The organism is Clostridium sp. CTA-7 (assembly GCF_054768095.1).
The window spans coordinates 141588-154704 of sequence record NZ_BAAAAV010000010.1 but is presented as its reverse complement, the minus strand read 5'-3'; the positions used below and the strand labels follow the sequence as shown (position 1 = coordinate 154704).

At 28.8% G+C, this 13117-nt stretch carries 12 protein-coding genes; 4 read left to right on the top strand and 8 right to left on the bottom strand.

Translation table 11 applies throughout. From position 1 onward, the window contains the following. Positions 1–522: 522 nt before the first annotated feature. A complete protein-coding gene (gene nagE, locus ACYUEX_RS16925) occupies positions 523–1968 on the bottom strand; it encodes an N-acetylglucosamine-specific PTS transporter subunit IIBC (protein WP_460289207.1) in 1446 nt (481 codons plus the stop codon). A 531-nt stretch (positions 1969–2499) separates the two neighbouring features. Between nagE and ACYUEX_RS16920 the strand changes: the two genes are divergently transcribed. Further along, positions 2500–3018: a PTS sugar transporter subunit IIA gene (locus ACYUEX_RS16920; protein WP_460289206.1), complete on the top strand. Its 519-nt coding sequence runs from the start codon at positions 2500–2502 to the stop codon at positions 3016–3018. Between the two features lie 51 nt (positions 3019–3069). Here the strand turns inward: ACYUEX_RS16920 and glcT are convergent, their stop codons facing one another. Then, positions 3070–3930: a glucose PTS transporter transcription antiterminator GlcT gene (glcT, locus tag ACYUEX_RS16915; protein WP_460289205.1), complete on the bottom strand. Its 861-nt coding sequence runs from the start codon at positions 3928–3930 to the stop codon at positions 3070–3072. 29 nt (positions 3931–3959) lie between these two features. After that, positions 3960–4898 (bottom strand): GNAT family N-acetyltransferase, encoded by a 939-nt coding sequence (locus ACYUEX_RS16910; protein ID WP_460289204.1) that lies wholly within the window; start codon positions 4896–4898, stop codon positions 3960–3962. A 181-nt stretch (positions 4899–5079) separates the two neighbouring features. On the opposite strand from ACYUEX_RS16910, the gene ACYUEX_RS16905 reads away from it, so the two are divergent. Together ACYUEX_RS16905 and msrA are read left to right on the top strand one after the other, a co-directional pair. Then, entirely contained in the window at positions 5080–5748 is a 669-nt protein-coding gene (locus tag ACYUEX_RS16905) for a DUF4230 domain-containing protein (RefSeq protein ID WP_460289203.1), read from the top strand. Between the two features lie 75 nt (positions 5749–5823). Then, positions 5824–6294: a peptide-methionine (S)-S-oxide reductase MsrA gene (gene msrA, locus ACYUEX_RS16900; protein ID WP_460289201.1), complete on the top strand. Its 471-nt coding sequence runs from the start codon at positions 5824–5826 to the stop codon at positions 6292–6294. A 55-nt stretch (positions 6295–6349) separates the two neighbouring features. On the opposite strand, the gene ACYUEX_RS16895 is transcribed toward msrA, so the two are convergent. The 5 genes from ACYUEX_RS16895 to ACYUEX_RS16875 form a co-directional block, all read right to left on the bottom strand. Continuing rightward, positions 6350–7699 (bottom strand): carbohydrate ABC transporter substrate-binding protein, encoded by a 1350-nt coding sequence (locus ACYUEX_RS16895; RefSeq protein ID WP_460289200.1) that lies wholly within the window; start codon positions 7697–7699, stop codon positions 6350–6352. Positions 7700–7840: 141 nt separating this feature from the next. Next, positions 7841–7999, bottom strand: a complete 159-nt coding sequence (locus ACYUEX_RS16890) for a DUF6903 family protein (protein WP_460289199.1) — start codon at positions 7997–7999, stop codon at positions 7841–7843. A gap of 77 nt (positions 8000–8076) precedes the next feature. Beyond that, positions 8077–10236: a 1,3-beta-galactosyl-N-acetylhexosamine phosphorylase gene (gene gnpA, locus ACYUEX_RS16885; RefSeq protein ID WP_460289198.1), complete on the bottom strand. Its 2160-nt coding sequence runs from the start codon at positions 10234–10236 to the stop codon at positions 8077–8079. Positions 10237–10251: 15 nt separating this feature from the next. After that, entirely contained in the window at positions 10252–11148 is an 897-nt protein-coding gene (locus tag ACYUEX_RS16880; RefSeq protein WP_460289197.1) for a carbohydrate ABC transporter permease, read from the bottom strand. A gap of 12 nt (positions 11149–11160) precedes the next feature. Further along, complete coding sequence (locus ACYUEX_RS16875; protein WP_460289196.1) at positions 11161–12054, bottom strand: carbohydrate ABC transporter permease; 894 nt, start codon at positions 12052–12054, stop codon at positions 11161–11163. 182 nt (positions 12055–12236) lie between these two features. Between ACYUEX_RS16875 and ACYUEX_RS16870 the strand changes: the two genes are divergently transcribed. Next, entirely contained in the window at positions 12237–13106 is an 870-nt protein-coding gene (locus ACYUEX_RS16870) for an AraC family transcriptional regulator (RefSeq protein ID WP_460289195.1), read from the top strand. Positions 13107–13117: the final 11 nt, after the last annotated feature.

The following is a 13117-nucleotide window of genomic DNA, read 5'->3' as shown; positions in this document are numbered from 1 at the left end:
CCGCCAGCGTTCGTCCTGAGCCAGGATCAAACTCTCAATAAAAAGTTTAATCTCTTTGCTCAAATTACTTTGAGTCTTAATTTTAAGACGTCTAAAAGAATTGCTGGTTTTTTACTTAACTTATATTCTGTTCAATTTTCAAAGACCAATTTTATAAAGTAAACTTTCATTTAAATCTTTATATTTACTTGTTTTGCTCATCTGTTTTGCTGAGCACAAGAGATATAATATCATGTTATATCATCCCCCTATCATGAAATATACTCTATTTGCTAAATTTATATTCTAATTACTATTTTTTTCTCTTATTTTCTTGTTTTTTCTATTATTGATACACCTGGATAAGTTAATTATATGTTTTATAAATTTATACTAATTATATTGTATATATTCTAAATAATAATATGAAATAAGCTATAAATTTTTAAAAAAGAAGGCACACTTTTAAAATATCCCTGCTATAGGAGTCATTTTATTCCTGCACCTTCTATTTTTATTTAATTTTCTATTTAACTTTATTTATTATCTCTTTAATTCTGACTTTACAGCATCGGCAACAAATTGTACATTTGTTCCTACTATTACTTGAATGTTTCCTTTTCCTGGTCTTATAACTCCTCTAGCTCCTAAAGTTGTTAAATTTTTATCTTTTATTATAGAGTTATCTTTAACTCCAACTCTCAATCTAGTAACACAGTTATCTACTGAAACTATATTTTCTTTTCCACCTAAAGCTTCTATATATGCTTTAGCTAATTCATTCATATCTCCATTTACTACTAAATTTTCTGTAAATTCTTCTTCATCATCTTCTCTACCTGGAGTTTTTAAATTGAATTTAGTAATTACAAATCTAAATACTACATAATATATAACTCCAAATGCTAATCCAATTGGTATTAACCAAAGTGGATTTTCTGCCATAGGTGCCTTAAAGCTTAAGAACCAATCAACAAAACCAGCACTGAAGTTAAATCCAGACCTTATTGGTAATAATGTACAAACTATTGCTGATATACCTGTTAATCCAGCATGTACTAGATATAGTCCTGGAGCTAAGAACATAAATGCAAATTCTAATGGTTCTGTAACACCAGTAAAGAATGAAGATAATGCTGCTGCTAATAGTAATCCTGCTACAGCCTTCTTCTTCTTATCTTTAGCAGTATGATACATAGCTAATGCTCCTGCTGGTAATCCGAACATCATTACTGGGAAGAATCCAGTCATGTACATACCTGTTTGACCATGTACTCCGCCACCTAAAGTTCCCCAGAATTTACCTATATCATTTATTCCTGCAACGTCAAACCAGAAAACTGAATTAAGTGCATGATGAAGCCCTGTAGGTATTAATAATCTATTAAAGAATGCATATATACCTGATCCAATAGGCCCTGTTGATATAATTGCTTCACCAAATGCTACTAATGCTCCATAAACAACTGGCCATACAAAGAATAAAACTAAAGCTGCTAATATTGAAGATGCCGCTGTAACAATTGCAACACTTCTCTTACCACTAAAGAACCCTAATGCATCTGGTAGTTTCGTGTTCTTAAATTTATTATAGCATGTTGCTCCAATTAAACCTGCAACTATACCAATGAATTGAGTTTGAATTTTTCCAAATGCAGGTGCTACATCTTTAACATCTATTCCTTTAAACATTGCAACTGCTCCTGGACTTAATAAAGTTGTAATCATAAGCCATGAAACTAAACCTGCTAACCCTGCTGTACCATCATTATCATCTGACATCCCAACTGATACCCCAATTGCAAAAAGAATAGCCATATTATCAATTAGTGCTCCACCTGCCTTTATTAAAAATGCAGATATTACACTGTTTGCTCCCCAGCCTGTAGGGTCAATCCAATAACCAATACCCATTAATATACTTGCAACTGGTAATGCTGCTACTGGAAGCATTAAAGATTTTCCTAGTCTTTGAAGATACTTCATCATAATAATAAATCCTCCTTAAAATTTTATATACAAATCTAAGCAGCTGTAAAATATAATTCCCTTGTAAAAATAAAAAAAGCCGAAAAGGATATATAGATATATAAATCCTTTTCGGCTCATGCTCAACTAATTGATAACACGCCTAAATTTGTACATATTTTATTTATACACTCATTGTATCATTTTATGTTATTGTTTTCAATAGATTTTTTAATTGTTTTTTCGTATTTATGAATCACTTTCTTAAGGTTTCATTAATTATATTGAATATACTTAATTTTGCTAACGATTTCATTATCTTTTTTAAATTTAGTTTATTGACAACACTTAATAACTATATATATAATCATACTAGACGTGTTACTGTTTAATCAGGCATGAGTCCACCTTATCTTCTAGGACTTATGCCTTTTGTTTTTAATATTAATGTATTTATTCCTTAATATTAATAAATACTATAAATATTAATTAATATGCTCGTCAAAATATGTAGTAGAAAGGATGTGGGTTCCTGAATATTCAGGAAGTACTATGTTTAATTTTATTAAGAATTTATTTAAATCAGAACCTAATAATGAAGAAGTTCTAGTTAATTCTAAAGCACTTGTTGCTCCTGTTTCTGGTAAAGCTATTCCTCTATCAGAAGTTCCAGATCCAGTTTTTGCTGAAAAATTAGCTGGTGATGGAATGGCTATAATGGCTGAAGGAGATACTATTGTTGCTCCAGCAGATGGAGAATTAACTCTTGTATTCAAAACTAAGCATGCTTTTGCTATGACACTAGAAAACGGCTTAGAATTACTTGTTCATATAGGATTAGAAACTGTTTCTCTTGATGGAGAAGGCTTCGAACAACTAGTTGAACAAGGTAAAAAAGTTAAAGCTGGTACACCGCTAATAAAAATAAACAGGGATTTAATCTTAAGCAAAGGATTATCTCTTGCAACACCAGTATTAATAACTAATGTTGATGCTACTAAATCAATAACTCCAGTTGAAAGTGGAGCTGTTGTTGCTGGTAAAACTGTAGTTGTAAATTTTGAAGTATAGTATATAATAGCAATAAAATAAAAATCAGCCATAATTCAAAATGGCTGATTTTTATTTTATTATGGAAGCCCTAAATCTTTCTATATGCATAGCTAAATATGCAACTTCATCTTCTGACACACTTGAAATATCTAATACTCTACAAATTATTTTTCTAGTCTCTTCTGCAATCTTATATGATAAAGGATATTTTTCTCTTATTGCATCTATTAAATCATTTTTTATAGGTGAATTAGTTATAATTCTCTCTATAGCGAATCTTATATGTGTAAGAAATCTAGCATAATCTAATGATCTTTTATTAATTTTTATATTTAATCTATCTTCAACATGCTGAACTATAGAATTGCTTAAAAAGCTGTATTTTATAGTGTTAGACAATTTACCATTATTCCTCGCTGAATGGATATGAAGTGTTATAAACCCCTTTTCTCCCTCAGGTATATCTAGCTTCAATTCCTCACTTATTCTGTTAGCTAATTCACTAGCCATTTCAAATTCTCTACTATATAGAGTTTCTATTTCTACTAAAAAAGGATTTTGTATTTCTTCATTATCTTCTAATCTCTTTATCGCATAAAATAAATGATCTATTAATCCTATATGAATGTTTTCATTAAGTTCTTCGCCTAATTCATCTGTTATTTCAGCAATCATTTCTTCAACTAATGCTATTAACTTTGTATCTACTCTAGTTAATATCTCATCGAAGTTTCTTTGATTATCCTCATCTTCAATTATAAATACTTTTTCAACTGTAGTTCCTTTTTGAATAATATCTCCTGTCTTCTTACTAAAACCTATTCCTTTTTGAAATAGTATTTTCTCTTTTCCTTTTTCTCTTACAAGTAATATATTGTTATTGAAAGATTTTACTACAGTGGCATTATTATTTAATATAATCTCCTTCATGACTCCCCTTCCTTTATTAAAAATAATAGTTAACTTTTTTCTAATATCTTAAAAAAGGTTATATGATCTCTCCAAGCTCCATTTATAAATAAATATTTTTTATTTAAACCTACTTCTTCAAATCCACAGCCAACAAGAACAGATTTAGATTTTTCATTATCGGTTAGAACGGATGCCTCTATTCTATGTAGTTCTAATTCATCTTTAGCATAATCTAAAACTAACTTAACAGCTTCTTTCATATATCCTTTTCCTTGAAAATCTTTATCAATAGAATAACCTATTATTCCACTTTTGAAAACTCCATAAACTATATTTGATAGTTTAATTTTCCCTATTAGCTTATCATCCTTATATATTCCTAAGTCTACCCCAGTACCACTCATTAAATTTTTATAGTTTTCTAATAATATACCCTTTTGAACTTCATAAGTATAAAAAGTATTATCTCTACTAGGTTCATAATTGCTTAAATGTTCCTTATTTTCTAGATAATAATTTAATAAGTCTTCAGCACAATCTGGAGTAAAGTTTTTTACAGTTATATTTGCACCTTTTAGTTCAACCATAAAATTTCTGTTTTGATTATTATATTCATTTCTATTAATTCCAAAACTTAACTCATCTAAAAATACCCCATTAGAAAAAAGATTTTCGGTAAATATCCCTTCTAAAGTAAACCCTAAGTCTAAAAATACCTTGTATTCGATATTCTCATCTACAAGTATATTAGTTTTATAAATATTAGTATCCTTAAATACAGCTCTTAATATACTTTGTACCGTTTCTTTTAGTAAATCATATTTTTTTTCTCTATAAAACTTAAGTTTGACAGTGCATTTTTTATTATCCTTATCTAATTCAACTATAGTAAACCTTCCTATAAATATATTATTCTTATCTTTTATAATATAATCACTAAATGTTCCTTTTACTAAATCTATACTTATTCCTCTGTTTTCACTCATAACAAATTCTCCTAAGCTACATATATGTCTACACTTAATTATATTATACCGATAAAATAGCCTGATACACAACATATTATATTCGACTAATTTATCAAATAACTGAAGTTAATACGGTATATTCATTATTAAAATGTAACCATCATATAATTAATTGTAATTAATTATCTTAGGAGTTTATATGATCATTTTAAAGTTATTTAAAAGAAGTAAAAATAAAAAAAGAATAAGAAATTATTTTAAATTTTCACTTGTGCTAATACTAATTTTATTAATTTGCAAGCTATTTTGGGTATATAAATCTCACTCAAATAAAATAAAATATCGAAATATTAATAACTTAAAAATAAGTTCTGAAGAAAGCTTAATTAGAGAAATAAGAAATGTAAATAAAATAATTCCACTTGAAGTAGAGCTTTCCCAAGTAATAACTATAGACAAAAGCTGGGGAGACTTTGAAATATTTCAAAAGTTTAAAAGGATAAAAATTTTTGCTAAATGCTCATATTCTATAGACTTATCACAAATTACAACTGATGATATTAACATAGAAAATGAAAAAAACAAGATTACTTTCAGTCTATCTAAGCCTGAAATATTTAGTATTAATATAGATAGAGATAAAACTGTTTATGAAGACGCTTCTAATGGGTTACTGAGATTTGGTGAAATCAAATTAACTTCAGAGGAATTTGAGGCTATGCAAAATGAAGTTTATAAAAATTTTGAAACTACTATGAAAACTAATGACATATATAATAAAGTAATTTCTAACACTAAAGTATCATTAGAAAAATTGATAGATCAAATTACAGAAGAGAAAATGGATGTCTATATATCTTTTAAATAAATATGTACTATTTCATTTATAGATGTATAATATATTTAAATAATTTGAACACTTTAGTATAAAGGAGTTGATTAAATGAAAAAGATAGTTTTAGCTGGAGGTTGCTTCTGGGGAGTTGAGGAATTTTTATCTAGATTAAATGGAATTATTGAAACAGAAGTTGGGTATGCGAATGGAAGAACTGAAAATCCAACTTATGAGGATGTATGTCATAAAAATACTTACTTTGCAGAAGTTTGTTTAGTTAAATATAATGAAAATGAAACATCATTGGAAAATATATTAGATGAATATTGGTCAATAATAGATCCTACAGTATTAAATAGACAAGGTCCTGATGTTGGAAGTCAATACAGAACTGGAATATACTATTTCGATGAAATTGATTTACCTATAATATTAAAAAGTAGAGATGATCAGCAAAAAAAATATGATAAGAAAATAGTTACTCAGGTAGAACCTTTAATTAACTATTATAGGGCAGAGGAATATCATCAAAAATATCTAAAGAAAAATCCTGATGGATATTGTCATATAAAACTATAAAAAAACAAAAAAGTAAAATGCCAAGGTTGACTTAGCATTCTACTTTTTTTACTATCTATTTGATTATATTAGCTCTCATCTTATCTGTTGCTTCTTGTAATGATTTTTGCCAATCTGCGACTGTCTTGTCTCCAGTCATTACTGAGTCAACTGTTCCAACATATACATCAGAATATGTTAATCCTTCAACTGGTTTTGTTGCTGCAAATACTCCCATTAAAGCTTTAGCTCCATTATCATACATCTTTAAAAGTTCAACTTGTAATGGATCTAAATGCTTACTTGCAATTTCCATAGATCCCTTAACAGGAACTACAGCTTTAGCATTTTCAGCTACAATTTCAACTGCTTCATCACTATACATATAAGCCATAAACTCTTCTGCTAACTCTTTATTCTTAGCATCTTTCGGAATATACATTTGTTCAATAAAGCTTACAGAGTATTGATCTCCACCATCTTTAAATGCTGGATATGGCATGAATCCCCATTCAAAACCTTCTGCTCTTGGAGCATCCTTCATTTCATCTGGCAACCAAGTTCCATTTGGAATGAATAAAGCTTTGTTGTCTAAAATTAATTGTTGATTATTTTTAAATCCTTGATTGTTAGCATTAGCTACAACTGTTGGATCTAAGTAGTTTTTAAGCTTTCCTATTGTTTCTAAAGCTTTTGTTGCTGATTCTGAAGTCCAGAACCCTTCTTTGTAATTCATAGCATCCTTAAATGAATCTACTCCACCTGAAGCTGCAAGTATTGGTGGTATCATACAATCAAGGTATCCTGCAGTTGGATATGACCATAATGATATTCCATCAGCTTTTGCCTTATCACCTAAAGCAAACATTTGATCCCAAGTTTTTGGAAGCTCATATCCTTTTTGTTTAAATAATGCTTTATTATAGAATAATCCTGTTGGACTATAGAATAATGGTGCTAAATAAGTTTTTCCATCGCCATATGGATTTGTAGCATAACTATCAACGAATCCTGGTAATAATTTATCTTTTACTGTTACATTTTCTCCTGGAACCTTCATATTTAAAACATTTGTTAACTCATGTAAATTTTCTTCTTTAATAAAAGTTTCAGTTAATGCATCTTTTCTTCCAGTTGCTAGATATATAAAATCTGGAATATTTCCTGATTGAATTTGAGGACGGATAACTTCTTCTATATTAGAAGCTACAGTTAATTCCACTGTTACTCCCTCATGGGCCTTTTCAAAGTTTTCTTTTAATTTTTCCCAATAAACTTTTCCATATCCCCCTTCGAAAGCGGCAATTTTTAAAGTTTTAGCTTTTTCATCAGAAGATCCTTGGCTTGTAGTTTTTCCTCCACATCCAGTTAGGGTAGATACTACCATAAGTGAGCTTAATAATAATGCTAATGTTCTTTTTTTCATTAGATTTCCTCCCTTTCCCCTTTTAAATATACCAATTAATAACTTATGATTTAATTTTATTACTTTGTAAACGTTATTTATATACTATTCTTGCTTTTTTATTTATTAATATTGCTTATATTATCAATATAATTTTATATTTTATTGATACTTTTTATTATAGACATATAGCTCTGTTATAACTCCAGCCATGCCTATAAATATCATTAATAAACCTAAATATCCATTAATTGAATTACCTCTAATAACTAAAAACATAGATAAGAAAAATAATATAGTTAAAATTATATTTTTTACCATCTTTATTCCCCCTTTAAGGATATGATAAAAAGTTTTTATATAAATTCAATTTTTAACAGTATGAATTTAACACTTTTCTATTTTATATCAATCCATCTAATTTCTGTAGGCTCTAACTCCATATTAGTAACTTTTCCTTCTCCATCATAAACTTTGGATATTTGTTTTTCATTAGAATTATTTATAACTGCATATCTATTTGATTCCAAATAAGCTGATACTTCACAATAAGGATTATCTGAATACCATTTCTTCATTTCATTTTCTTTATTAGCTGCATAGAAGCACGCTCTTGTTAAAATACGTGTATTTTGAACTGAATATGGCAATCCAGCTAAATATACAGCACGTCCTTTTCCGTAGTTATTTGAGGACGCTAATAAATCTCCATTTATATATTTAATTATTTCTGTAGATTCCTTCGTTGCATACACATTCTTTTGACCTTCACCAAAATCTACATCTTCAAATATATCTTCTGTTATAAAGTGCTTATCTAATTCTTCTTTAAAATACTTATCTGTGCTTAATGAAAAACCTAACTCCTTATCTACACCTAAAGCGTCTGATAGTTGGAAGTAATGTCCTCCATTTAATACTGCTGATGGTTCTCCTATTCCTATAAATCCACCACCATTATAAACCCATTCTCTTATTTTAGTAATTATACTTTCATCAAGCCATTTTTCTCCACCACTGAAAGCAGTGCCTGCATCACCTGCATTTATAATTACATCTATTCCTTCTGGAACTCCATTATCTTTTATGTCATCAAAGCTTATAAAGCTTACATCAACACTCATACCACTTAGAGCCTCAATTACTCCTAGATATGAATATATTTGTTTATACCATAATGCATGAGCTACCATATGTGTTTGCCATGTACGAATCTTACCCCAACAATTTAATACAGCAACCTTTAGTCCGCAATAAGGCTTATTTTCATCTATAGTTTCATATATCTCTCTAAATTCATCACATACACTTTCTATATAATCTACAAATTTAGGGAATTTATAAGCTAAGGATAAGTATCCACCATACCCAATTCTATCTACTGGCTTTCTCATTATTGCACGTCTAGCTGTTAACCAATTTTCTCTTGCTTCTATAGTTGGATCATTTCCTTCATAAAATGTATCTGGGAAGAAATATGGTAAAAAACGTCCTTCTGTATATTTGACTCCTGGAATATCAGAAATCATTCTAAGAGTTGCACCGCTACCAACAGATCCCACAACGCCATCTAACCCTATGCTCTCAAAGTATTTACCATATGGTTCTGTTCCTATCCAGTTATCACCAAGGAACATCATAGCCTCTCTTCCATGCTCATGAGTTATATCAACAAGCTTTTTAACATTTTTAGCTACAAATTGTTGTTGAAAATCTATATAATCTAAATATTGCTTACTTGGTACTCTAAATGTGCTATTATAATATCCTTCATCAATTATATCTTCTGGTCTAAGCTTGTATCCTTTAACTTTTTCAAACTCTCTTAAGGCTTCTGCACTTACACTTGAACTATATCCAAACCAATCAACAAACTTTTCCTTTGCTCTATCATTAAATACTAGTGTAAAGTGATAGAAAAATGTTGTAAATCTAACCACATTAGTTTCTGGATGTTCATCTAACCACTTATGCATAGCCTCAAAAATATGCTTATTAGTTTTTGGTTTTCTTGCATCAAATGGCATTTCATGAGGCTTGTCTCCCCAATCATTTGTTATGTGATTATACATTTGAGTAGGGTCCCATATACAGTAAGCTAAAAATGAAACTGTGTACTCGTGCCATTTCTTAGTATCTTTTATTGTTACTTCTTGAGTTTCATCATTGTAACTCCACTTATCTAAATCTATAACTTCACCTGTAGTTCTATCTATAACTTCCCAAAATTCCTTAACATCGTGATAAGAATCTGGCTTTACTTGCTGATTGAAATATCCATCCATTATATTTATAGTCAATGTTTCACTTGTTGCTAAATGATGCTTAGTCATTAAATAAGTTTGTTGTAATTCCTCTATATTTTCTTCTGCCCATTCATTATCTCCACGAGCTACAAAATAAGTTGAGTATATTTTTTCTGCTAAACCTTTTATTTCTTTTGGAAGCTTAAAGCCATCACAGTCACGTATTGCATCTGCTCCCCATTTTTCTGCTATTTCCATAGTCTCTTTTATAAAATTATCATCTGTTGGAATTGTAACTCTTCCCTTGCTCATTTTCATCCTCCTATATTACTCTTTTATACCGCCTACAGTCATACCTTCTGTTAATTTCTTTTGAACTAATATATATAAAACTATTGTTGGAATCATAACTATAACTAATCCTGCATATAAAGCACCAAAATCAGTTGCAGTCTTTTGAACTTGCATTAAATTTATTAATCCTAGTGGTAGTGTTTTTGCCTTATTAGGTAGCATAGTTAAAGCAATTATATATTCATTCCAAAATGCTAAGAAATTAAATAATATAACTGTTATTATACTAGGCTTGGCCATAGGAATTATAACGTGAATTAAGGTTTTTAAATTACTACAACCATCAACATAAGCTGCTTCTTCATATGCTTTAGGTAATGATTTTAAAAATGTCATTAGTAAATATATTGTAAATGGTAGTGCTGTTGCTGCATAAATTATACTAACTACTATTCTACTATCTAAAAACACAGTCATACTTGTTGGCACAGCAAAGATTTCTCTAACTAACTTCTCTCCATCTAATACCAGTAAAAATATTGGAACCACAATATAGTTTACATTTATAAATAACCCTGCTGAAAATAGTAAATTTAAAATCTTTTTACTTTTAAATTCAAATCTTGATAAAACATAAGCTGCTGGTATAGCTACAACTAATAGTATTATTAGTGCTAGTCCAGTTATTATAACTGAATTTATAAAATATTCTCCCATATGTGCTTCCACAAAAGCTTTCTTAAAATTCTCAAAGTAAAGACCTTGTGGCAATGCCCATGGGTTGCCATAAAATTCTGATTTATGTTTAAATGATGCTAGTATTGCCCATCCTAAAGGAACTAATATGCTTAGAGCAAATATAGTTAAACATAAATAAGTGAATATTTTCATTAATTTCTCTGCTGATGTCTTTTTATATGCTTTTTCCATATTAATCCCTCCTTAAAATTCTATTACATCTCTCTTTGTTGCTTTATTTATTACTACTGATAATGCAAATGAGAAAATAAAGATTATTACACCTATTGCCATTCCATATCCATATGATGAATTAGAATATGCTTGCTTGTACATATAACTTAAGAAAACCTCTGAAGAGCCATCTGGACCACCAGCGGTCATAACTTTTACAAATAGGAAACTTAAATTTATAGTACTTATTATGAAAAATGTTAGTGTAGTTCTTATAACATTCCATATTAAAGGTAAAGTTATTTGGAAGAATTGTTGCCATCTTGAAGCACCCTCTAAATCAGCTGCTTCATAAAGACTTTCTGGAATACTACTCATACTTGCCATATACATTACCATATAATATCCTACAGCTTGCCAGATCATGGCAATAGCTATACACCATATAACTACTTTTTGATCGCCAAGCCACATTTTCTTTAAATTTTCTAATCCCAGTGAACCAAGAGTTGCATTTATTATTCCTTTATCAGGATCTAAAATAGCTGAAAATATAGCTGATATAACTACAACTGATAAAATATTTGGAAAATAAAATACTATTCTAAAGAAATTTTTAAATTTAGTATCCTTTCTAGTTAATACAGCAGCTGAAGCTATTGCTAAAATCATGGTAATTACTGTTACTATTACCAGTAAAAACATTGTATTTTGAAATGATTTAACAAAATTGCTATCTTTAAATAATATTGTGAAATTATCTAACCCAACAAACTTTTTGTTATTGGATAGTCCACCCCATTTGAATAATGACATCCAAAATACATTTATAGTTGGAACTATCATAAATAATATAAAAAGTATTAATGCTGGTATTACTGAAAACCCTATAAACACCTTATTTACAGTACTTTTTTTACGCATTGTTTATAATCCACCTCCCTTAATTCCTCTTATTTTTACATACTTATTTTATTGCATTGAAATCTTTTACACAATAATATTATTGCTCTCTTTTTTAGTAATATTGCTATGATAACAATATTACCAAATTATATATATTGTGCTATAATAAATATACTAATTAAATAGAATGGAGATGTACTATGGGTAATACAAGATACCTAATAAATAAAAAAAACTATGATCCTAATTATGAATTGCTTTATATAAGTAAATCTAAATTTGAAAACGATTGGCATAGCACAGCTCACTTTCATCCATTTACAGAAATATTCTTTATAACTAATGGTAAAGGAGCATTCCTCTTAAATGACACTGTAGTTAACGTTAATAAATGGGACTTAATTATAATTAATCCTAATTGTCTGCATACAGAAAAATCATCTTTATCAGATGTACCTCTAGAATATGTAGTTCTAGGAGTAGATAATTTATTATTAAATTTTCCTGAATCCTATAGTCTTACTAATAATGAACAACAAATTAAACTGTATAAAATAATAAACCTCTCTAAAGATAAAGATTTACTACTTAGTTACTTTGATCAATTAATTAATGAAATAGAACATAAAGAATTTAATTATGAACTTGTATGTAAAAGTATTTTAACACTATTCATAACTCAAATCGTACGAAGAGCAACTCCACTACTATTCATTGAAGAATCTCAAGAAAAATTAAACTTAGAATGTGTAAAAATAAAAAATTATATAGATGCTCACTATTCTCAAAATATAACATTAGACTTTTTATCTGATTTATCTTACATGAATAAGTTCCACTTAGTTCATACCTTTACTAAGCAAATAGGTGTTTCACCAATTAACTATGTTATAAATAAGCGTATTCAAGAATCTAAAAATCTATTAGCTACCACTAGCTACTCAATTAGAGATATTTCTTCTATAGTTGGATTTGGAAATTCATCTTACTTCAGTCAAATGTTTAAAAAAGTAACTGGAATGTCTCCAAAAGGTTATAGATTAGAAAACTCAAGAATAGAAACTATTTAAAAAAATAAGGA